Raw genomic sequence first — 21,804 nt, 5'->3', positions numbered from 1 at the left:
ATGGAGCACGACTTCTTCTTCCCCGCCGCGCCCGGAAGCCTTCCCGGCGCCGACGGCTACTTCGGCGCGTTCGGCGGCCGGTTCGTCCCCCAGGCCCTCGTCGCGGCCGTCGACCAGGTCGCAGAGGAGTACGAACGGGCGAAGGCCGACCCCGCGTTCATCGCGGCGTTCGAGGAACTCCTCGCCCACTACGTCGGCAGGCCGAGTGCGCTCACCGAGGTGCCGCGCTTCGCCGGGCGCGCGGGCGGCGCACGGGTCTTCCTCAAGCGCGAGGACCTCAACCACACCGGCTCGCACAAGGTGAACAACGCGCTCGGCCAAGCACTTCTGGCGCGGCGGATGGGCAAGACCCGCGTCATCGCCGAGACCGGTGCCGGGTCGCACGGCGTGGCGACCGCGACCGCGTGCGCGCTGATCGGCCTCTCCTGCACCGTCTACATGGGAGAGACCGACATGCGGCGCCAGGCGGTCAACGTGGCGCGGATGGAGCTGCTGGGCGCCGAGGTCGTCCCGGTGACGTCGGGGTCGCGCACGCTCAAGGACGCGATCAACGAGACGTTCCGGGACTGGGTCGCCCGCACGCACGACACCCACTACCTCTTCGGCACGGTCGCCGGGCCGCACCCGTTCCCCGCCATGATCCGCGACTTCCAGCGCGTCATCGGCGTCGAGGCCCGCCGCCAGCTCCTCGAACGGACCGGGCGGCTGCCCGACGCCGCGATCGCCTGCGTGGGCGGCGGTTCCAACGCGATCGGCCTGTTCCACGCGTTCCTCGACGACCCCGTCCGCCTGGTCGGGTGCGAGGCCGCCGGGCACGGTGTGCAGAGCGGTGAACACGCCGCGTCCCTGACGGCCGGCGAACCGGGAGTCCTGCACGGCTCCCGTTCCTACGTGCTGCAGGACGACGAGGGCCAGATCGCCGAGGCCTGGTCGATCTCGGCCGGGCTCGACTACCCCGGCGTCGGTCCGGAGCACGCGCACCTGCACTCCAGCGGCCGGGCCGAGTACCGCCCGGTGACCGACGACGAGGCGATGCACGCGTTCCGGCTGCTCGCCACGACCGAGGGCATCGTCCCGGCGATCGAGAGCGCGCACGCACTGGCCGGTGCCCTCCAGGTCGGCGCCGAGCTCGGCCCGGACGGCCTGGTGCTCGTGAACCTGTCCGGCCGCGGCGACAAGGACCTCGACACGGCCTCCGCCCACTTCGGACTGGCGGGTGCGCGATGAGCGGAAACCTCCAGCTCCTCACGGACGCGCTCGCGAGGGCGGAGCGGGAAGGCCGCGCCGCGCTCATCTCCTACCTGCCGGCCGGCTTCCCGACGGTCGACGACGGGATCGCCTCGGTCCTCGCGACGCTCGACGCCGGCGCGGACGTCGTCGAGGTCGGCCTGCCGCACAGCGATCCGGTGCTGGACGGGCCGGTGATCCAGACCGCGGACGACATCGCGCTGCGCGGCGGGGTGCGGATCGCGGACGTCCTGCGCACGGTGCGGGAGGCCCACACCGCCACGGGCAAACCGGTCCTGGTGATGTCGTACTGGAACCCGGTGTCGCGCTACGGCGTCGAGCGGTTCGCACGCGAACTGGCCGAGGCGGGCGGCGCGGGCTGCGTGCTGCCGGACCTGCCGGTGGCCGAGTCGGCGCAGTGGCGGCACCACGCCGCGGAGCACGGCCTCGCCACGGTGTTCGTGGTCGCGCCGAGCAGCACCGACGCCCAGCTGGCCGAGACCGTCGCGGCCGGAACCGGGTTCGTCTACGCGTCCGCGCTGATGGGCGTCACCGGAGCGCGCGGCGCGGTGGACGAGGCCGCGGCGGTCCTGGTCCGCAGGCTGCGTGCGATCACCGGCCTGCCGGTGTGCGTCGGCATGGGGGTCTCGGACGCCGCACAGGCCGCCCACGTCGCCGGGTTCGCCGACGGCGTGATCGTCGGATCCGCTCTGGTGGCGACGCTCCTGGACGCGGGCGGCGGCGAGGCCGCACTCGCGGAGCTCACCGCGGAGCTGGCGGCCGGGGTCCGCGCGGGCTGAGGCACGGCGCCGGGCTCGCGCCGCGGGCCCGGCGCCGCGGTCCTACTTGAAGCGCAGCAACCCGTCGACACCGGCGAGGAAGGTCGCGCCGACCTCGGCGGCGTCGGTCAGGCACCCCGCCGCCATGGCCCCGTCGCGGAGCATGACGAAGTGCCGGCCCGCGGCCGCGGGCGACTTCGCGTCGCTCCGCTCGAACAGGCCGGTGATGGTGCGCAGGAACCACTCGCGGTGCTCGAGGACGGTCCGGAGCACGGGGTGCGCGGGGTCCGGGAACTCCGCCGCGGCGTTGAGGAAGGCGCACCCGCGGAACCCGGCCGACTCGATCCCCGCGGCGATGGCCCGCGCCACGGCCCGCAGCGACTCGTCCGCGGTGCCGCCGCTGCCGGCCGCGTCCTCGACCTGGTCGCGCTCCATCCGCGCGACGGTCCGCAGATACGCGACGACGAGGTCGTCCTTGCCCGCGAAGTGCCGGTACAGCGTCGCCCGGGTCACCTTCGACTCCGCGACGATCCGGTCGATCCCGACGGAGTGCAGACCCTCCGAGTAGAAGATCCGGGACGCCGTGGCGAGCAGGCGCGACCGCGCTTCGGAGACCTGACCGTTGTGCACCATTGGGCCGATGGTACTGGACAGAACGGTCAGTCTCGCCTTGCCGGACTTCGCGACGGGTCTCGGTTTCGGCGCCGTGGCGAGCACCACAGACACAGCGGCTCGTTCGCGTGTGACACTTTGTCCAGTGAATGACAGTTTGTTCACAACGGGAGGAGCCGGGCGTGCCAGACGTCCCTTCCAGCACCGCGGACGCGGTGTTCGCCGCGCTGACCCCCGTGGTCGAGGGCATCGCGGCCACCTTCGGACGCAGCTGCGAGGTGGTGCTGCACGACTACCGCGACCGGGAGCGGTCGGTCGTCGCGGTCGCGGGCTCCGTGACCGGCCGGGTGGCCGGCGACGCGATGAGCGAGATCGGCCTGCGCGTCCTCGCCGCCGGGGACAACGCCCGCAACGAGGTCGGCTACCTCACCCGCGCGCAGGACGGCCGGGTGCTCAAGTGCACGACGCTGCCGCTGCGCGACGTCGACGGGACGCTGATCGGCGCGCTGTGCGTGAACATCGACGTCTCGGCCATCAACCGCGCCACCGGCGTGCTCTCCGACCTGCTCGGCCTGTCCGCGCTGCGGGAGCAGGTCCCCGCCACGTCGACGAACTTCTCCGGCGACCTGGACCAGGTCGTGGAGTCGCTCGTCGAACGCGCCGAGCGCGCTCACGCGGTGCCCGTGGCGGCACTGGGACGTGAAGAGCGACTGGCGCTCGTCCGCTCGCTGAACGACGCCGGCGTGTTCGCGCTGCGCGGTGCCCCGGGACGCGTCGCCGCGCGGCTCGGCATCTCCCGCACCGGCCTCTACAACGACCTCGCCGAACTGAAGAAGGACACGCCGTGACCTACAGCCCCGTCTTCCTCAGCGAGTCCGAGTCGGCCGCGCTCGTCGACGACGACCTCGCACTGGCCGCCGCCCGGGAGGCGTTCCTGGCCACCGCGGACGGCTCGACGTTCCCTGTCGTGATCGGGCATTCCTCCCTGCCGCACACCAGGTTCACGCTCAAGTCCGGGTCCGCGGGCGACCTCGTCGGCGTGAAGATCGGCAGCTTCTGGCCGGACAACACCGCACTCCCCCGCCACAGCTCCACGATCGTCCTGCTCGACCCCGCCACCGGCAGGCTGCGCGCCGTGGTCGAGGCGGCGGCCGCCAACGCCTACCGCACGGCCGCCGCCGACGCGCTCGCCGTCGCCACGCTCGCCCGCCCCGACGCGCGCACGCTGACCGTGATCGGCACAGGACACCAAGCCCTGCACGAGGTCCGCGCGGTCAGCCGGGTGCGGCCGATCGACCGGGTCCTCGTCGTCGGCCGGCGTGCCGACGCGGCACAGGCGTTCGCCGCGCGGGTGACCGCCGTGACCGGCCTGCCCGCGGCCCCCGCCGACGCCCGGACCGGCGTGAGCGCCGCGGACGTGCTCGTCACCGCCACGACGGCCCGCGAACCCCTGTTCGACGCCACCTGGGTCAGGCCGGGCACGCACATCTCCGCCATGGGCGCCGACGGACCGGGCAAGCAGGAGCTCCCCGCCGAGATCCACGGCTCCGCCAAGCTCTTCTGCGACCTGCCGGACCAGTCCCGTGCGATCGGCGAGTTCCAGCACGCTTCCGCAGTCGTGCCGGTGGCACTCGGCGCGGTGCTGACCGGCGCCTCCGAAGGCCGGACCTCACCTGAGGACACAACGGTGTTCGACAGTTCCGGCTTCGCCCTCCAGGACCTCACCCTCGCCGCCGCGCTGCTGCGCCGCGCCGCCCTCGCAGGAGACACCGAATGACCACTGTGGACACACCGGGCACGCCGTTCGCCGCGGTCGACGCCGACCGCCTGGACCGCAACGCCCTGCGGCTGCGTGAGCACCTCCACGCGCTGGGCGTACCGCTGCGCCTGCACGTCAAGACCGCCAAGTCCGTCGAGGTCGCCGACCGGGTCCACGCGGGCGGACCGATCACGGTCTCCACCCTCGCCGAAGCCGAGCACTTCGCCGGCGCGGGCTACCGCGACATCCTCTACGCCGTCGGCATCGACCCGTACAAACTGCCCCGCGCCGCCACTCTGCTCCGCCGCGGCGTGACCCTCACCGTCCTGCTCGACTCCCTCGCCCAGGCCGAGGCGGTAACCCGGTTCGCACGCGACGAGGACCTCCGCGTCCCGGCGCTGGTCGAGGTCGACTGCGACGGCCACCGCGGCGGTGTCGCACCCAGCGATCCGGCACTCGTGGAGATCGGCCGCGCCCTCGGCGACAACCTCGCCGGCGTGCTCACCCACGCGGGCGAGTCGTACTTCGCCCACACCCCCGAGGCCCTGCGCCGAGCAGCGCAGGACGAACGGGACGTCGCCGTCACCGCCGCCGGCACCCTGCGCGCCGCGGGCCTGCCGTGCCCGATCGTCAGCGTCGGCTCGACCCCCACCGCCCACGCGGCAACGGACCTGACCGGCGTCACCGAGGTCCGCGCGGGCAACTACGTCTTCTTCGACCTCGTCATGGCCGGCATCGGCGTCTGCACCACCGACGACCTCGCCCTCTCCGTCGTCGTCACCGTCATCGGCCACCAGCACGACAGGAACTGGATCCTCACCGACGGCGGCTGGATGGCCACCTCACGGGACCGCGGCACCCAGGCCCAGGCCGTCGACCAGGGCTACGGCCTCGTCACCGACGTGCACGGCACCCTCGTCCCCGGCCTGCTCATGACCGGGGCGAGCCAGGAACACGGCGTCCTCAGCACGCGCGACGGCCAGCCGGTGCCCGACCTGCCGATCGGCACCCGCCTGCGGATCCTGCCCAACCACGCCTGCGCCACCGCCGCGCAGCACGACCGCTACCACGTCGTCCGCGGCACGACCGTCGAAGCGACCTGGTCCCGCCTGCGCGGCTGGTGACCACCCGACCGGCGAGGCGGCCACCAGCCGCCTCGCCGGACCCGGCTAGTCCCTCTCGACCAGGTGCCCGACCACGGCCGGGCCGGGATGCGCGTGACCGGAACCGTCACGCCGCGGGTCGACGTCCGGCAGCTCGACCGGCGAGCCCTTCTCGTCCGCGCCGGCGGGCCTGCTGCCGATCCACGCCAGCACCAGGTGCGTCTCGCCCTTGAGGAACCGCTGCGACCGCACACCCCCCGTCGCGCGCCCCTTGGCCGGGTACTCGCTGAACGGCGTGACCTTGACGCTCTGCCCCGACGACGTGACGACCATCGGCTCGCCGTGCTCGTCGTCGTCCGTGCGGATCGCCCCGAAGAACACCACGCGCGCGTCACCGCTGAGGTTGATGCCGGCCATACCGCCACCCTTGAGCCCCTGCGGCCGCACCAGCTTCGCGTCGTAGCGCAGCAACGACGAATCGGAGCTGACGAACGCAAGCGTCTCGCTGCCGTCCGTGAGCCACGTGCAGCCGACGACCTCGTCACCGTCCTTGAGCGTGATGACCTCGAACTCGTCCGACCGCACCGGCCACTCCGGCACGCACACCTTCACGGTGCCCTGCCGGGTGCCGAGCGCGAGACCGGGCGAGTCCTTCGGGTCGACCGGCGCGATGCCGACGACCTTCTCGCCCTTCTCCAGCGGCACGAGCTCGCTCGCCGCCATACCGCCGCGAAGGCTCACCGTCCCGCTCTGCTCGGGCAGCACCGGCAGCGGCAGCACGTCGGTCTTGAACGCGCGGCCCTTGTTCGTGATCAGCACGACCTGCCCGCGAGCCGTCGAGTGCACGACCGCGAGCACCGCGTCGTGCTTCACCCGGCCCGCCCGCCGCTTGCCCTCCGACGCCTCCTCCGACTCCGCCGCGGTCCGCGCGACCAGCCCGGTGGCGCTGAGGACGACCTGGCACGGGTCGTCCGCGACCTCCAGCGGCCCGGCGGGCTTCGACGCCGCCAGCACCTCCTTGAGGTCACCGTCGATGAGGCTCGTCCGCCGCTCGCCGCCCAGCTCCTTGGCCACGGCCGCCAGCTCCGACGACACGAGCTTCTTCAGCACGGTCTCGTCGTCGAGGATCGCCGACAGCTCGGCGATCTCCTTGGTGAGCTTGTCCTGCTCGCTCTCGAGCTCGATCTTGTCGTACCTGGTGAGGCGGCGCAGCGGCGTGTCGAGGATGTAGGAGGCCTGGATCTCCGACAGCTTGAACCGCTTCATCAGGCCGTCCTTGGCGGCGGCGGCGTTCTCGCTGCCCCGGATCAGCTTGATGACCTTGTCGATGTCGAGCAGGGCCTTCAGCAGACCCTCGACCAGGTGCAACCGCTCCTCGCGCTTGCGGCGCCGGAACTTCGTGCGCCGCGTGACGACCTCGTAGCGGTGCCCCAGGAAGACCTCCAGCAGCTGCTTGAGGCCGAGCGTCTGCGGCTGCCCGTCGACCAGCACCAGGTTGTTGATGCCGAACGACTGCTCCATCGGCGTCAGCCGGTACAGGTCCGCGAGCAGCGCCTGCGGGTTCACGCCCACCTTGCACTCGATGACGAGCCGGATGCCGTTCTCGCGGTCGGTCAGGTCCTTGACGTCCGCGATGCCCGTGAGCCGCTTGGACTTGTTCACCTCGTCGGTGATCTTCTCGACGATCCGCTCCGACCCGACGCCGTACGGCAGCTCGGTGACCGTGATCGCCTGCCTGCCCCGCGAACCCTCCAGCGGACCGATCTCCACCTTGGCGCGCATGCGGACGACACCGCGACCGGTCTCGTAGGCCTTCCGCACCTCGTCGAGGCCCAGCAGGATGCCGCCGGTCGGCAGGTCCGGCCCCGGCACGAACTCCATGAGCTTGTCGAGGTCGGCGTCCGGGTGCGTGATCAGCCACCGCGCCGCCCCGACCACCTCGCGCAGGTTGTGCGGGATCATGTTCGTGGCCATGCCGACCGCGATGCCCGACGTGCCGTTGACCAGCAGGTTCGGGAACGCCGCCGGCAGGACGCTCGGCTCTTCGAGCGAGCCGTCGTAGTTGGGCCGGAAGTCGACCGTCTCCTCGTTCAGCTCGCCGACCAGCTGCATGGCGACCGGGGACATGCGGCACTCTGTATAGCGGCTCGCAGCCGGTCCGTCGTCTGGACTACCGAAATTTCCGTGTCCGTCGATCAACGGCTCGTTGAGGCTGAAGTCCTGGGCGAGGCGGACCAACGCGTCGTAGATCGCCGTGTCACCGTGAGGGTGGTACTTGCCCATGCAGTTGTGCACGACCTGGCCGTCGACCACGAAAGCGTGTTCCTCGGTCGCGACCTGGATGTCGTAGGTCGTGTCCGGAGCGACCGGCTCGACCGACGTCACTTCGAGGAAGCTGAACCCGGACAACGCCTCCAGGTTCTTCGCGAGTGGTGAGCCGATCCGGTGCAGCTTGTCGATCCAGCCGTTCTCCCTGGCCCTTCCCAGCGAGAAGGAACGCTCCGCAAGCGTCTTGCCGTGCCGGTTCTTGCCGTACCGGACGTCCTCACCCAACGACGCCCGGAACGCCACACCGTCGGTGTCGCGGAACCAGCCACCACCCTGATGAGCAGCGGAGAACTCCGCCATGACCGGCGCGCACGGCACCCTGTCGTTGCCCTGCTTGCCGCCATAGCGGTAAGCGATGGACAAAATCTGACGCAGGCCGTCCTGCTTGTAGCCGATCTTCGTCCAGGGCAGCAGCGCCAACGCGAGAGCCGCGGCGTCGCGGCCGGAGATGGACAGGCCCAGCAACGTCTTGTGCCCGGTGGTGCTGACGCGTGACCAGTGGTGTCCGTGGATGCCGGCGTCCGCCAACATGCCGTGCAACTGGTCGACGAGTCGCTGGCTCGTACTGACCAGCACGATCTCGCGGTTCGTCTTGCGCACGTAGCCGTCGCCGTCGAAGAACCCGGCGATGAACGGCGCCCACGACGACCTGTCGGCCAGCACGGTCGGCGGAACGACCTTCTGGTCGCTGAGCGGCGTCGCGACCTCCAGCAATGCTTCGTGGCGCGCGAAGGTGAGGATGTACTGGTCCTTGTGCGCTGGGTTCTTCGCGACGCGCTTGCCCCGCGTCACGTTGACACCGTTCAGGATCGCCCAGCCGTGGGCGACGTCAAGAGGTTCGGAGTCGACCATGTGGATGCGGACGCGCCCGTCAGCGGCGCGCTTGCGGTCGACGGCGAAACCCTCGGCCACGAGGAGACCTCGCACGTAGGCGCCCAGGTCACCAGCGTCCGACGCGAGGCCTGCCTGCCGGTCCGCTCCGTAGGCGATCGTCTGCCGGCCGACCAGGTCCGTCGCAGCGGTCCAGCCGATGGACAGGTCGGGCTCGACGGTCCGGAACAGCTGCCCCGGCGTGACGAGCATCGTGCGGCCGTTCGACCAGGTGATGCGCACGAGGTCGGAGACCGGGTTCTCGTACACCTCATCCACCCGCACGGGTGAGCCGCGGCCGTCGAGGACGAGATCACCGATCTCGATCTCCTCGATCGGCCGCAGCCCCTCGGGCGTCGACACCAGCGCACCTCGGACGAAGCAGTCGCCGACGACTCGCGACGACTTCACGTATGCGTGGTTGGGCCGGTACCCGTTCTCGTGCATCGAGAACAGGATGCGGCGGTGCACCGGCTTCAGCCCGTCCCGCGCGTCCGGCAGAGCCCGCGAGTGGATGACCGAGTACGCGTACTCGAGGTACGAGTCCTCGATCTCGGTCTTCAGCGAGTTGTCGAGAACCTTCGCACCGGCCCGGTCGAACGCGGCGGGGTCGACCTTGGTCGTGGGTCCCTTGCGGCGTGCCATGACTTCGTAACTCCGTCTGTGTCTTGAAGGCTTAGAGGTCGATGGCCGACTGGTCGACCCTGGCGGCGGACTCGACGAGCCAGTTGCGGCGCGGCTCGACCTTCTCGCCCATCAGCAGCTCGAGGGCTTCCTCGGCGGCCTCGGCGTCGTCCATGGTGATGCGGCGGACGGAGCGGCTGGCCGGGTTCATCGTGGTCTCCCACAGCTCGTCCGCGTCCATCTCGCCCAGACCCTTGAACCGCGGCACCGGCGTGACGACCTGCTTGCCCGCCTTCTCCAGCCGCGCGACCGTCTGCTCCATCTGCCGCTGGGTGAAGGTGAAGTGCGTTTCGGGGTTGCGGCCGCGCGTCATCACCTTGTGCAACGGCGGCATGGCGGCGTACAGGCGGCCGTCCTCGATCACCGGGCGCATGTACTTGGCGAACAACGTGATCAGCAGCGTGCGGATGTGGCTGCCGTCGACGTCCGCGTCGGCCATCAGGATCACGCGGCCGTAGCGCATCTGGGAGAGGTCGAACGTGCGGCCGGTGCCCGCGCCGAGGACCTGGACGATCGAGGCGATCTCGGCGTTGCGCAGCGTGTCGGCCAGGGAGGCCTTCTGGACGTTGAGGATCTTGCCGCGCAACGGGAGGAGCGCCTGGTACTCGGAGACGCGCGCCATGCGCGCTGAGCCGAGAGCGCTGTCGCCTTCCACGAGAAAAAGTTCGCTACGCGAAACACCTGTGGTCCGGCAGTCGACGAGCTTGGCGGGCATCGCCGCGCCCTCGAGCGCCGTCTTCCGCCGAGCCGCGTCCTTCTGCTGCTTCTGCGTGAGCCGCACGCGCGAGGCGTCGACGACCTTCTGCAGCACGGTCTTGGCCTCGACCTTGGTCTTGCGGTCCTCGGTCCACGCGCGGACCTGGGCGTCGACGATGCCCTGCAGCACCTTGGTGATGCCGGCGGTGGAGAGCTCGTCCTTGGTCTGCGAGGTGAACTGCGGCTCGGGGATGCGGACGTGGACGACGGCGGTCATGCCCTCCAGCACGTCGTCCAGGGTCGGCATCTCCTCCTTGGGCTTGAGGAGGCCGCGGGTCTTGGAGATGGCGTCCTGGACCGACTTGAGCACCGCTCGGTCGAAGCCGCGGCGGTGGGTGCCGCCGTGCACGTTGCGGATGGTGTTGGTGAAGCACTCGACGGTGCGCTCGTAGCCGGTGCCCCAGCGCAGGGCGACCTCGACCTCGGCCTGGCGCTCCACTTTGGACCGCATCACGCCGTTCTCGTCGGCGGCGTTCTCGAAGTAGGTGCCGGTGCCGGTGATCACCAGGGTGCCGGAGACCGCGCGGTCGCCGGTGGGGGCCAGGAACTCGACCATGTCGGTCAGGCCGTTCGGGTAGTGGAAGACCTCTTCGGAGATCGCGTCTTCCAGTGCCGACCGCAGCACGTAGGTCACGCCGGGCACGAGGAACGCCGTGTTGCGGAGCTTCGTGCGGACGGTGTCCACGTCGAGCGAGGCGCCGTTCTCGAAGTAGCGGGCGTCGTACCAGTAGCGGATGGAGGTGCCGGTCGACTCGTTGCGCTTCATCTTGCCGACGACGTTCAGGCCGTTCTGGCGGGTGAACTTCGCCTTGGGGCCGGGGCCGTCGAAGACGCCGGGAACGCCGTGGGCGAACGACATCTCGTGGACCTTGCCGCCGCGGCGGACCGTCACGTCGAAGCGGTGCGAGAGGGCGTTGACGGCCGAGGCGCCGACGCCGTGCAGGCCGCCGGAGGTCTTGTAGCCGGAGCCGCCGAACTTGCCGCCGGCGTGCAGCTTGGTCAGCACCAGTTCCACACCGGACAGCCCGGACTTGGCGTGCACGTCGGTGGGGATGCCGCGGCCGTCGTCGTCGACCTGGACGCTGCCGTCGGCGTGCAGCGTGACCACGATCTTCGACGCGTGGCCCGCCACGCCCTCGTCCGTCGAGTTGTCGACGATCTCGCTGAAGAGGTGGTTGATGCCCCGGCTGTCGGTCGACCCGATGTACATGCCGGGCCGCTTGCGGACGGCCTCGAGTCCTTCGAGGTGCGTCAGGTCGTCGGCCCCGTACAGGGTCTCTGCGGTCACGGGTACTGCTCCCTGGATCGTGTGCGGACTGCCAGCAGGGTATCCGGACCCTCTGACAATTTTTTGCACGACGCCCGTGATGACCACGGAACGGGCGGCGGGTGCTGCGTCACAGCGCCGTGACCACGGTCTTCGCATCAGGCGCAGCCGGGGAGTACCCGCATTTCAGAGCCTTACCGCCCGGCGGGAGCCCTCACATCGGTGAGCGGCGGCCCGGGGCAGTTCAGCGGTGGGTCGGCAGGTCACGCCCCGAGGCGAGCGGCTCGCGGCGTCACGGTCGGTGACCGAGCGTGGCGACCACCTCCTCCACGAGGCCTTGAGGAAGGTCGGATGGGCCCGTTCGACCCCTGCGGAAGGCCCGCCGAGCCGTCTGTCCACACCGGACTGGAAGCGGACCGGTCGCGGCACCGGCAGAACCGGGCGAAGTGCCGTTCCCCGCTCCCGAGACCCCGGACGGGGTCGGGTTGCACGCGAGACCGTTCCGAGACCTTCCCGAGACGGAGCCGTGAACCGGGATCGGCAACGGCACGTATGCCCCGGTGTCGGAGACGGACCGGGGGACGGAGTGATCGCGTGCGGCATGGTGTGGACTCGGGTCTGTTCCGGCAGACCGCGCACAGCCCGTCCTACTTCGAGCTGTCGCGGACGGGTGCGGGCGAGCTCGTGGACTTCTGCATCCCGTGCAACCCGTACTTCCCGACGCCGCAGATGTTCGAGGAGCTGTCGAAGAACCTCGAGGCGGTCCTCGAGTTCTACCCGAGCGACTCGTCGAAGATCGCGCAGCAGCTCTGCACCGTCCTCGGTCTGAACCCGGCCACGATCGCGATGTCGAACGGCAGCACCGAGCTCATCACGTGGACGGACCACCTGTGGATCCACGAGAGCGTCGCCGTCCCGATCCCGGCGTTCGGCCGCTGGACCGACCAGCCGATGGAGAGCGACAAGCGCGTCGACATGTTCCCGCTGCAGGAGAGCGACAACTTCGAGCTGGACGTCGACGAGTACATCGAGTTCATCAGGGCCCGCGGCAGCCGGGTCGCCGTGATCTGCAACCCGAACAACCCCGACGGCGGCTACCTGCCGCGCCGGGAGATCGTCCGGTTCCTGGACGAGCTCGCCGACCTGGACCTGGTCGTGGTCGACGAGTCGTTCGTCGACTTCGTCGAGGTCGAGCGCAACCCGTCGGTCGCCGCCGAGGCGTCCATCCGGCCCAACGTGGTCGTGCTGAAGAGCCTCGGCAAGAACTTCGGCCTGCACGGCGTCCGGTTCGGCTACCTGGTCGCGAACCCGGGGCTGGCCGGGAAGATGCGCCGGACCCTGCCGAAGTGGAACCTCGACTCCCTGGCGGAGACCGCCGTGTTCATGCTGGCCGAGCACGAGGCGGAGTACGCCGAGAGCCTGCGCCTGCTGTCGCGCGACAGGTACCGGATGGGGCGTGGAGCTCTCGCGCGTCCCCGACCTCACCGTCTACTCCTCGCAGGCCGACTTCCTGCTGGTCAAGCTCGGCGGCGGGGTGGACGGCCGCGAGCTGCGCGACCACCTGCTGTCCCGCCACCAGGTCTTCATCCGCGAGTGCGGCAACAAGCTCGGCATGAGCAGCCGGTTCGCGCGCCTGGTGGTGCGGCCGGAGCACGACGTCGACCGGCTCGTCGAGGGCATCCGCGACTTCACGCAACCGAGGTGGACGACAGACCACGCGAGCCATTCGAGCGAACCGTCGCTCCTCATGCACAGCGCCTGAACCCCTTGAAAGGCAGACCAGAGATGTCATCACCGCACGTCCTCAGCGGTCGGCGCGGCCAGGTGGCCGCGGCCGCGCTGGTGGGCGCCACACTGCTCAACGCGGCCCTGTTCGGCGGCACGGACGCCACGGCGTCGTCGCACCGCGAGGCTCCGCTGATCGCGGGTGACCCGGCCGTCGACAACACGGACCTGTACGCGTTCGTCAGCCCTGACCACAAGGACACCGTCACGCTGGTCGGCAACTGGTCCGGGTTCCAGGAACCCAACGGCGGCCCCAACTTCTTCCCGTGGGCCGAGGACGCCCAGTACGACTTCAACATCGACAACGACGGTGACGCGAAGCCGGACATCACGCTGCGCTGGCAGTTCCGCGACGACGACCGGCGCAAGAACAACACGTTCCTCTACACCAACGGTGTCGTGGACTCGCTCGACGACGAGAACCTGCTGTTCCGGCAGCGCTACGACCTCGAGGCGGTCTACGAGAGCGGCCAGAAGGTCAAGCTGGTCGCCAACGCCCCGGTCGCGCCGTCGCCGAACGGCCCCGCGTCGATGCCGGACTTCAAGAAGCTGCGCGACCAGGCCGTCGTGCAGATCCCCGGTGGCGGCAAGGTCTACGTGGGCCCGTCCGAGGACGCGTTCTTCGCCGACCTGCGGGTGTTCGACCTGCTCTACGGCGGCAACCTGAGCGAGGTCGGCCAGGACACGCTGCGCGGCTACAACGTCAACACGATCGCGGTCCAGCTGCCCAGGAACGCGCTGGCGCTGAAGAACGACATGCACCGCAACCCGAACATCGGCGTGTGGAGCACCACGCAGCGCCGCACGATGAAGCTCTCGCCCGGCAAGGCCGAGGCGGTCGGCGACTTCGTGCAGGTCTCGCGGCTGGGCAACCCGCTGGTGAACGAGGTCGTGGCGCCCGCGGGCCTCAAGGACGCGTTCAACGGCCTGCGCCCCGACCAGGACGCCGGCGTGAAGGAGCTCGTCGACCGGGTCGTGAACCCGGAGCTGCCGAAGCTGGTCGAGCAGATCTACAAGATCCCGGCGCCGCAGGGCCAGCGCGACGACCTGGCGGAGATCTTCCTGACGGGCATCACGAAGAAGCTCGGCGGGCAGATCAACGCCGACCTGAACTCGCAGGTCGACAACGCCGACGTCGACAAGAACCGCTTCCGCCCCAGCGAGATGCTGCGGCTGAACATGATGATCGAGCCGAACGCGAACCCGAACCGGCTGGGCCTGCTGGCCGGGGACACGCAGGGCTTCCCGAACGGCCGGCGGCTGACCGACGACGTGGTGGACATCGCCGTGCAGGCGATGGAGGGCGCCGCGGCGTCGGGCAAGATCGTCGAGGCGCTCGCCGCGGGGGACAAGGTCGACGCGAACGACCAGCCGTTCGAGGCGGCCTTCCCGTACGTGGGCCTGCCCCGGAACGGCACCGCGGTCAACGCCTCGGGCACCACCGCCGAGGTCGCGGTCAACCCGGTCGGCAAGATCGGCACGATCGACCCGATGGCGATGACCACCGCGGTGGGTTCGGCGGCCGTGTTCGGCGCCGGTTTCTTCCTCTGGCGCAAGCGCCAGCAGTCGATCCGCAAGTACGGGTCGCACTCGAAGTGAGGTACCAGCAGCGGCGGGCCGTCGCGGTGGGTCTCCTGGTCACCGCGGCGCTTGCCCACCTCGCCGCCTCCGGTCCTGCCGGCAGCAGGGCCGGGGGCGAGCCTCCCGTTCCGGCCGTGGCGCGGCAGAACCAGATGCACCGGGTGGTGCACCAACTGCAGCAGCGGCTGCACGCGCTTCCGCAGGACCAGGCTTCCTGGGCGCAGCTGGGATCGTCCTATGTGGAGCTGGCGCGCGTCACGGCCGACCCCTCGTACTACGCGAAGGCCGAGGGCGCGTTGAAGAACGCGGGCGACACGGGTCCCGCCGCCATCGGCATGGGCACGCTCGCCAACGCCCGCCACGACTTCCACGCGGCCCGCGACTGGGCCCTCAGGGCCATCACCGCGCTGCCGTCCTCCGCGGAGGCGCACGGCGTGCTCGCGGACGCGTTGACGCAGCTCGGCGACGACGCGGGCGCGCAGGCCGCGGTGCAGAGGATGCTCGACCTCAAGCCGAACACCGCGTCGTTCGCCCGTGCGTCCTTCCACCTCGAGCTCCACGGCGACGTCGAGGGCGCCCGCGCCGCGATGCACCGCGCGCTGAAGGCCGCCTCGACGCCCGAGGAGATCGCGTTCTGCCGTTACCGGCTGGGCGAACTCGCGTTCGACCACAACCGGCTCGACGAAGCCGCGCAGCACTACGAGCAGGGACTGGCGGCGAGAGGAGACGACATGACTCTCACCCAAGGCATGGCCAAGGTGGCGGCGGCGCGGGGTGACGTCCCGGTGGCGCTCGAGGACTACCGCAGGCTGGTGGCCCGCGCTCCCCTGCCCCAGTACCTGCAGGAGTACGCGGAGCTGCTGGAGGCCGCCGGGAAGACCGACGAGGCCGCCAGGCAGTACGGCGTGCTGACCGAGCAACAACGGCTGATGGAGTCGCAGGGTGCTTCCGACGACCTGGCCGCTGCCCTCGTCGCCGCCGACCGCGGTGACGGCGTGCAGGCGTTGCGCCGTGCGGAAGCCGAGTGGGGCCGCCGGCAGAGCGTCTTCGTGGCCGACGCGATGGCCTGGGCGTTGCACGTGAACGGCCGGGACGCGGAGGCGTTGAGCTACTCCGACCGCGCCATCGCCCCTGGCTGGCAGAACGCCACGTTCTCCTACCACCGCGGCATGATCCTCGCCGCGCTCGGCCGGGTGGCCGAGGCCCAGGAGGCACTGGTGCGGGCGCTGACGCTGAATCCGAACTTCTCCCCGTTGCAGGCTCTGAAGGCGGGCCGCAAGCTCGCGGAGCTCCGGGGCGGCAGGTGAGCCTGTCGAGCTGGGTGGTGCGACCGGTCCTGGTGGTCGCCCTGCTGCTCGCCGGGATCTTCCTCATCACCGGCGAGGCGTCGGCCCACCCGCTCGGCAACTTCAGCGTCAACCACTACCACGGCCTGCACCTGCACCCGGACCGCGTCGACCTCCGGTCCGTGGTCGACGTCGCGGAGATCCCGACGCTGCAGGAGAACCTGAAGACCCGCGACGCCCGGCAGTGGTGCGAGGAGGTCTCCCGGACCGGTGTGTCCACCGTGGACGGACGGCGGATCGGCTGGACGCTGTCGAGCTCCACCAAGGACCACCCGGCGGGCCAGGCCGACCTGCCCACGACGCGGCTGGTGTGCGAGTTCACCGCCCGGGTCGACCTCACCCGCCCGGCCAGGCTCGAGTTCCGCGACGAGTCGAACGCCGACCGGGTCGGCTGGCGCGAGATCACCGCCGCCGGCACCGGCGTCCGGCTCGCGGGCGCGGACGTGCCCACCGAGAGCATCAGCGACGAGCTGCGCACCTACCCGGAAGACCTGCTCAGCGACCCGGTGGACGTGCGTTCGGCCGCGTTCACCGCCGAACCCGGCACCGGGTCCGAGCCGAAGAGGGCCACCGGCTCCCCCGTGGGGTCGTTCAGCGCCACGGCGGCCCGCCTCAACGACATCCTGGGCAGCGACGACCTCACCCCGTGGCTCGGGTTCCTGGCCGTGCTGCTCTCCCTGGTCCTGGGTGCCTCGCACGCCGCGTTGCCCGGTCACGGCAAGACGCTCATCGCCGCCTACCTCGCCGGGCGCCGGGGTACGCCGAAGGACGCTTTCGTCGTCGGCGCGTCGGTCACGGCGACGCACACCGGCGGCGTGCTGGTCCTCGGCCTCGTCATCAGCGCGTCCAGCGCGCTGGCCGGCGAGCAGGTCCTGCGCTGGCTCGGGCTCGTCAGCGGCGTGCTGATCGCGTTGATCGGCGTGGTGCTGCTGCGCTCGGCCCTGTCCACGACCCGCGAACCCGCGCTCGCCGGCGCCTCGACGGCACACGGTCATGGGCACGGGCATGGGCATGGCCACGGTCACGGGTACAGCCGCGGGAGCCTGATCGGCATGGGCGCGGCCAACGGCCTGGTCCCCTCCCCGTCCGCGCTCGTCGTCCTGCTGGGGGCGATGGCGCTCGGCCGGACCTGGTTCGGCGTGCTGCTCGTCGTCGGCTACGGGGTCGGCATGGCGGCCACGCTCACCGCGGTCGGCCTGCTGCTCGTGAAAGCGCGGGAACGCGTCGAGAAAATCCTGGACGGCCGTGCCACCCGCGCTCTGTCCCATTACGCACCCGTCGGCACAGCCGCGATGGTGATCGTGGTCGGTGGCTGGCTCACTTCGCAGGCGCTTTAATTGCACGGTGGTGAGTCGAAGGGCCCGGATTCGATCTGAATCCGGGCCCTTCGGCTGTTTCCGCCCTTACAGGTTCGCCACCACGAACGCCTTGCCCTCGGTGTTCTCGATCGAGATCGACTTCACCTCGTCGGGCGAGACGCTGACCATGCCCCGCACGGTGGAACCCTCGACCCGCTGCTTCTCGGTCGTGGTCCACGCGAACGCCTCGGTCTTCGTGCCGTCCGTGCCGATGACGACGAGCTTGCACTTCTGGGCGGCCGGCAGGCCGTCCACGTCCGCCGTCACCAGGTACCGGTCCTGCGATGAGGGCGCGATCTCCGCCACCAGCCTGACCCCGCCCGCCGTCCCCTCGCCCGTGCGGGTGGAGGCGATGCTGGTGCCCGGCGCCTGGTTCTGCACGAACACGGCGGCGCCCCCGAACGCGACCACCGCGGCGATCGCCGCGGCGGCGAGATATCCCGGCCAGCGCCGGGCCTTGGCGTGCTGCGGTTCGGGGAGCTCCTCCACCGGCACCGGACTGGCTCTCGGGCGCGGGTCGGCCGCCCTCGGCGAGGGAATGGCCGACTCCTGCCTGATCTGCCGCAACGTGCGTTGCAGCACCAGGTCCGAAGGCTGGGGCAGGTCGTCCTCGAGCTCGTGCAGAAACGCCTCGCGAGGCACGTCGTCGAGCGCTGTGCGGATCCGGTGGAAGTCGGCGACCTGCGCACGGCAGGGCGGACAACCCCTCAGGTGCTGCTCCACGCCGAAACTCTCGTGCGCGTCCAGAACGCCGAGCGCGTAGCAGCCAAGGGTGACCGCGTCGTGCGCGCCAGCTGTCATACGACCTCCTCGTCGTCCCGATTCGACCCCCGCGGCGAAACGGTGTCACAAGGAAAACGGGCAGATAGGAGTGGTCGGTTCAGCTCGCGAACGAGTTCATTCCGATATCGCATAACAATGGCATTACGTGACCGCGCAACTACGGTTCCGGCCATGCCTGAGCTGCGCTTTTCACTCGATCGGACGACTCAAGGAGTCTCGAATGACTACAGGCACGTAGATGGACGAACTGCCGGTCGCTCCGACGACTCGATGAACACCGCGAGACCGTCGAGGACGCGCGCGAGACCGAACTCGAACTCGTCGAGCGGCCGTTCGAAGCCGCCGGAGTTCCAGATGTGCGTCATCATCGGCAGGCGGTCGGGCGTGAAGTGCTCCCAGAGCGCCTCCCTGCCGTTCCACCAGTCCTCCTCGGACACGCCGGTCTCGCGTTCGGCCTGGACGCGGTCCGCCATCGTGCGGCCGACGCCGTCGACGAAGTGCGCCACGGCCGTCACGACCGCCACGACCTCCTCGGACGCGAGGCCCAGCTCCGACACGACGGCGTAGGCCGCGTCCTGGCGGGTCATGGCCTGCGGACCCGGCGTGCGGCGCGAGGTCGTCAGCTGCAGCATCCACGGGTGTGCGCGGTACATCGCCCACATCTGACGGGCGAAGAACTCGAGGCCTTCCCGCCACGGCCCCTTCGGCGTGTGCTGGGTCTCGCCCCAGACCGCGTCGACCATCAGGTCGAGCAGCTCCGACTTGCCGGGCACGTGCCGGTAGAGCGACATCGCGGTGTTGCCGAGCGTCTCGGCGACCCGCCGCATCGTGAGCGCGTCGACGCCCTCGGCGTCGGCCACCTTGATGGCCGCCTCGACCACCCGCGACTGGCTCAGCGCGGCCTTCGGCCCTCTCGTCGCCTCCGCCGGCGGCTCCCACAGCAGCCGCACGCTCCGGTCACGATCGCTCTTCACCCAGCCCCCTTCACAAAGCCCTTGCCTGTGAATCCTGAGAACCGTGTACAACGTACACTCAGCGTACAGCGTAAGCAGTCAAGTCACGGGGGTGAAGTCGTGGGGCACGCGGTGGTCGCGGAAGACCTGCGCAAGAGGTTCGGCGGGAAGTGGGCGCTCGACGGGTTCGACCTCGCCGTCCCGGCGGGGACGGTGTGCGGGCTGCTCGGCCCGAACGGCGCCGGGAAGACGACGGCGGTGCGCATCCTGGCGACGCTGCTGCGCCTGGACGGCGGCCGCGCGGAGGTCGCCGGGCACGACGTGGCACGGGAGGCGCCCGCCGTGCGCCGCCAGGTGGCGCTGAACGGCCAGCAGTCGACGGTCGACGACGTGCTGACCGGCAGGGAGAACCTGGTCATGTGGGGACGGCTCTACCACCTCACCCGGCGCCAGGCCGAGGCCCGTGCCGACGAGCTGCTGGAGCAGTTCGGGCTCACCGGCGCGGCGGACAAGCGGGCCAAGCACTACTCGGGCGGCATGCGGCGGCGCTTGGACCTGGCGTCGAGCTTCATCATGCGGCCGTCGGTGCTGTTCCTCGACGAGCCGACGACCGGCCTCGACCCGCGCAACCGCGGCGAGGTGTGGCGGGAGGTGAAGCGGGTCGTCGCGGAGGGGACGACGGTCCTGCTCACCACCCAGTACCTCGACGAGGCCGACCAGCTCGCCGACCAGGTCGTGGTGCTCGACACCGGCCGCGTGGCCGCGCAGGGCACGCCGGACGAGCTGAAGTCGAAGCTCGGCGGCGACCGGATCGAGGTCGTGGTCCGCGACGCCGACGAGCTGCCGCTGGTGGCGGACGTGCTCGGGCCGGACGCCGAGGTGGACCCGGACGCGTTCCGGGTGAGCGCGGCGGTGACCGACCGGGTCGCGGCGCTGACGCGGGTGGCGTCGACCCTGGCCGCGAAGGGCGTGGAGGCCGAGGACATCGCGCTGCGGCGGCCCACCCTCGACGAGGTCTTCCTGGCGATCACCGGGCACAGGGCGGAGGCACGGGCGTGAACGCGGTCAAGTTCGCGGCGGTCGACTCGTGGGTCGTCGCCAGGAGGGACCTGATCCACTGGGTGCGCGAGCCGGTCAGGGTGTTCGCGAACCTCGCCTACCCGGTCATCTCGGTGCTGATCTTCGGCCTGGTGTTCGGCAGCGCGATGAACGTCTTCGGCGGCGGTGACTACATCGAGTTCCTGCTGCCGGGCATGTTCGGGCAGACCGTCGCGTTCGGTGTCGGCACCACGCTGATGATGGTGTCGATGGACGCCGACCGCGGTGTCACGGACCGGTTCCGCGCGTCGCCGATGTCGCAGACCGGCGTGGTGGCCGGGCGCAGCATCGCGGACCTCGTGAACTCGTCGCTGGAGCTGCTCGTGCTCGCCCTGTGCGGCCTGGTGATCGGCTGGTCGTTCCACGACGGGCTGCTCAACGCGCTGCTGGCGTTCGCACTGCTGCTGTGGTTGCGGTTCGCGCTGGTGTGGATCGGCATCTACCTCGGCCTGCTGGTGAAGCCGGAGGCGGCCCAGGCGTCGTGGATGTTCCTGTTCCCGCTGACGATGTTCGCGAACACGTTCGTCTCGCCGGAGCTGATGCCGGGCTGGCTGCGGGTGGTCGCGGAGTGGAACCCGCTGTCGTCCACGGTCGCGGCGGCGCGGGAGCTCTTCGGCAACCCCGGCGTGGGCGGGGACTCGTGGGCCGCGCAGCACTCGCTGCTACTGGCCGTGCTGTGGCCGGCGGTGTTCGTGGCGATCTTCTGGCCGCTGTCGGTGCTGAAGTACCGCAACCTCAGCCGCTAGACGGTCGCTTTCGAGCCAGGTCGTCCGGAACTGGCCGGCGAGCCACCTCGCGAGGAGCCGCCGCCAGTTCCGGACCCTGGCCAGCTGCTCGGGCCGGAGAGCCCTGTCGTGCTCCCACCGCCGCCAGTCGTCGCTCGCGAGCCAGCCGATGCAGCCCGCGATCCGGTGCGCCCGCAGCAACTCCGGGTCGGGCTGGTGGCCGTAACCGATCCAGAACGCTTGCGGCAGTTCGGTTCCGTGCAGGTAGAGGTGTTCCTCGAACGCCGCGAGCTCGTCGAGCGGGTTGCCCTGCCCCGGGTTGTCCCAGTCGATCAGCGTGGCCTTCCCGCCGCCCACGATGATGTTGTGCAGGTTCACGTCGTTGTGCAGCAGGCCGACGCGGTGGATCCTGCGGAACGCCAGGCCGATGCTGCGCCAGACCTCGGCGGACACCGGCAACGCGTCCGCGAGCGTCCGCCCCTCGACGTACTCGACCAGCACGTCGCCGCGGCCGTTGTGCGCGAGGACCTCCGGCGCGCCGGGCACGACGAACTTCGGCAGGTCGCGGGCGACCTTCGGTTGCCGCAGCACGGCTTTGCGGCCGTCGGCGAGCGTCACCAGGTGCAGGACGTTGGTGAGCCCCTCCCCCTCCAGGGGTTCGACGCGGACGGCGGTCTCCAGCAAGCGGAACAAACACCCACCTCCAGCAGCAGCGGTGCTCCCACCGGCGACTCCCGGCGAAGCTCGCCGGAGCCGTCACCCTCGACGGCGTCCTGGATACCAGGTGCCG

The 21,804-nt window shown here is 70.7% G+C and carries 16 protein-coding genes; 10 read left to right on the top strand and 6 right to left on the bottom strand.

The features are described from left to right. The gene (trpB, locus tag V1227_RS01160) at positions 1-1,227 is read left to right on the top strand and encodes a tryptophan synthase subunit beta (RefSeq protein WP_329790525.1); all 1,227 of its coding nucleotides are present in this window, start codon (positions 1-3) and stop codon (positions 1,225-1,227) included. After that, positions 1,224-2,027 (top strand): tryptophan synthase subunit alpha, encoded by an 804-nt coding sequence (trpA, locus tag V1227_RS01155; protein ID WP_329790524.1) that lies wholly within the window; start codon positions 1,224-1,226, stop codon positions 2,025-2,027. Before trpB ends, trpA begins: the two co-directional genes overlap by 4 nt. A gap of 42 nt (positions 2,028-2,069) precedes the next feature. On the opposite strand, the gene V1227_RS01150 is transcribed toward trpA, so the two are convergent. Further along, the gene (locus V1227_RS01150) at positions 2,070-2,639 is read right to left on the bottom strand and encodes a TetR/AcrR family transcriptional regulator (protein ID WP_329790523.1); all 570 of its coding nucleotides are present in this window, start codon (positions 2,637-2,639) and stop codon (positions 2,070-2,072) included. Positions 2,640-2,800: 161 nt separating this feature from the next. On the opposite strand from V1227_RS01150, the gene V1227_RS01145 reads away from it, so the two are divergent. From V1227_RS01145 to V1227_RS01135, 3 genes are read left to right on the top strand one after another with little or no spacing between them, the layout of a single operon-like run. Next, positions 2,801-3,466 carry a helix-turn-helix transcriptional regulator gene (locus V1227_RS01145; protein WP_329790522.1) on the top strand — a complete coding sequence of 222 codons (666 nt, stop codon included), beginning with the start codon at positions 2,801-2,803 and terminating at the stop codon, positions 3,464-3,466. Beyond that, entirely contained in the window at positions 3,463-4,395 is a 933-nt protein-coding gene (locus V1227_RS01140; RefSeq protein WP_329790521.1) for an ornithine cyclodeaminase family protein, read from the top strand. Before V1227_RS01145 ends, V1227_RS01140 begins: the two co-directional genes overlap by 4 nt. Beyond that, the gene (locus V1227_RS01135) at positions 4,392-5,501 is read left to right on the top strand and encodes an alanine racemase (protein WP_329790520.1); all 1,110 of its coding nucleotides are present in this window, start codon (positions 4,392-4,394) and stop codon (positions 5,499-5,501) included. Before V1227_RS01140 ends, V1227_RS01135 begins: the two co-directional genes overlap by 4 nt. A gap of 45 nt (positions 5,502-5,546) precedes the next feature. Here the strand turns inward: V1227_RS01135 and V1227_RS01130 are convergent, their stop codons facing one another. Both V1227_RS01130 and V1227_RS01125 read right to left on the bottom strand, forming a co-directional pair. Then, positions 5,547-9,323, bottom strand: a complete 3,777-nt coding sequence (locus tag V1227_RS01130; RefSeq protein ID WP_329790519.1) for a DNA topoisomerase (ATP-hydrolyzing) — start codon at positions 9,321-9,323, stop codon at positions 5,547-5,549. A 31-nt stretch (positions 9,324-9,354) separates the two neighbouring features. Continuing rightward, positions 9,355-11,406: a DNA gyrase/topoisomerase IV subunit B gene (locus V1227_RS01125; RefSeq protein ID WP_329790518.1), complete on the bottom strand. Its 2,052-nt coding sequence runs from the start codon at positions 11,404-11,406 to the stop codon at positions 9,355-9,357. A 573-nt stretch (positions 11,407-11,979) separates the two neighbouring features. Between V1227_RS01125 and V1227_RS01120 the strand changes: the two genes are divergently transcribed. The 3 genes from V1227_RS01120 to V1227_RS01110 are packed head-to-tail and all read left to right on the top strand — an operon-like array spanning position 11,980 to position 17,434. Next, a complete protein-coding gene (locus tag V1227_RS01120; protein ID WP_329790517.1) occupies positions 11,980-14,769 on the top strand; it encodes an aminotransferase class I/II-fold pyridoxal phosphate-dependent enzyme in 2,790 nt (929 codons plus the stop codon). Continuing rightward, positions 14,766-16,058: a tetratricopeptide repeat protein gene (locus V1227_RS01115; RefSeq protein ID WP_329790516.1), complete on the top strand. Its 1,293-nt coding sequence runs from the start codon at positions 14,766-14,768 to the stop codon at positions 16,056-16,058. Before V1227_RS01120 ends, V1227_RS01115 begins: the two co-directional genes overlap by 4 nt. Continuing rightward, positions 16,055-17,434, top strand: coding sequence for a nickel/cobalt transporter (locus V1227_RS01110; protein WP_329790515.1), 1,380 nt, complete (start codon positions 16,055-16,057; stop codon positions 17,432-17,434). The genes V1227_RS01115 and V1227_RS01110 overlap by 4 nt, the downstream gene beginning before the upstream one ends. 66 nt (positions 17,435-17,500) lie before the next feature. On the opposite strand, the gene V1227_RS01105 is transcribed toward V1227_RS01110, so the two are convergent. Beyond that, positions 17,501-18,256 carry an anti-sigma factor family protein gene (locus V1227_RS01105; protein ID WP_329790514.1) on the bottom strand — a complete coding sequence of 252 codons (756 nt, stop codon included), beginning with the start codon at positions 18,254-18,256 and terminating at the stop codon, positions 17,501-17,503. A gap of 206 nt (positions 18,257-18,462) precedes the next feature. Continuing rightward, a complete protein-coding gene (locus tag V1227_RS01100; protein WP_329790513.1) occupies positions 18,463-19,212 on the bottom strand; it encodes a TetR/AcrR family transcriptional regulator in 750 nt (249 codons plus the stop codon). 99 nt (positions 19,213-19,311) lie between these two features. On the opposite strand from V1227_RS01100, the gene V1227_RS01095 reads away from it, so the two are divergent. Together V1227_RS01095 and V1227_RS01090 are read left to right on the top strand one after the other, a co-directional pair. Further along, the gene (locus V1227_RS01095; protein WP_329790512.1) at positions 19,312-20,250 is read left to right on the top strand and encodes an ATP-binding cassette domain-containing protein; all 939 of its coding nucleotides are present in this window, start codon (positions 19,312-19,314) and stop codon (positions 20,248-20,250) included. After that, positions 20,247-21,035, top strand: coding sequence for an ABC transporter permease (locus V1227_RS01090; RefSeq protein ID WP_236224928.1), 789 nt, complete (start codon positions 20,247-20,249; stop codon positions 21,033-21,035). The genes V1227_RS01095 and V1227_RS01090 overlap by 4 nt, the downstream gene beginning before the upstream one ends. Here V1227_RS01090 and V1227_RS01085 read toward each other — a convergent pair. After that, positions 20,952-21,707, bottom strand: coding sequence for a lipopolysaccharide kinase InaA family protein (locus V1227_RS01085; protein ID WP_329790511.1), 756 nt, complete (start codon positions 21,705-21,707; stop codon positions 20,952-20,954). The genes V1227_RS01090 and V1227_RS01085 overlap by 84 nt on opposite strands. Positions 21,708-21,804 lie beyond the last annotated feature (97 nt).

This window comes from Lentzea sp. DG1S-22 (assembly GCF_036321065.1).
In the GTDB taxonomy this organism is placed as follows: Bacteria; Actinomycetota; Actinomycetes; order Mycobacteriales; family Pseudonocardiaceae; genus Lentzea; species Lentzea jiangxiensis.
Note: the sequence above shows the minus strand (reverse complement) of the source record. Positions and strands in the feature narration are given on the sequence as shown.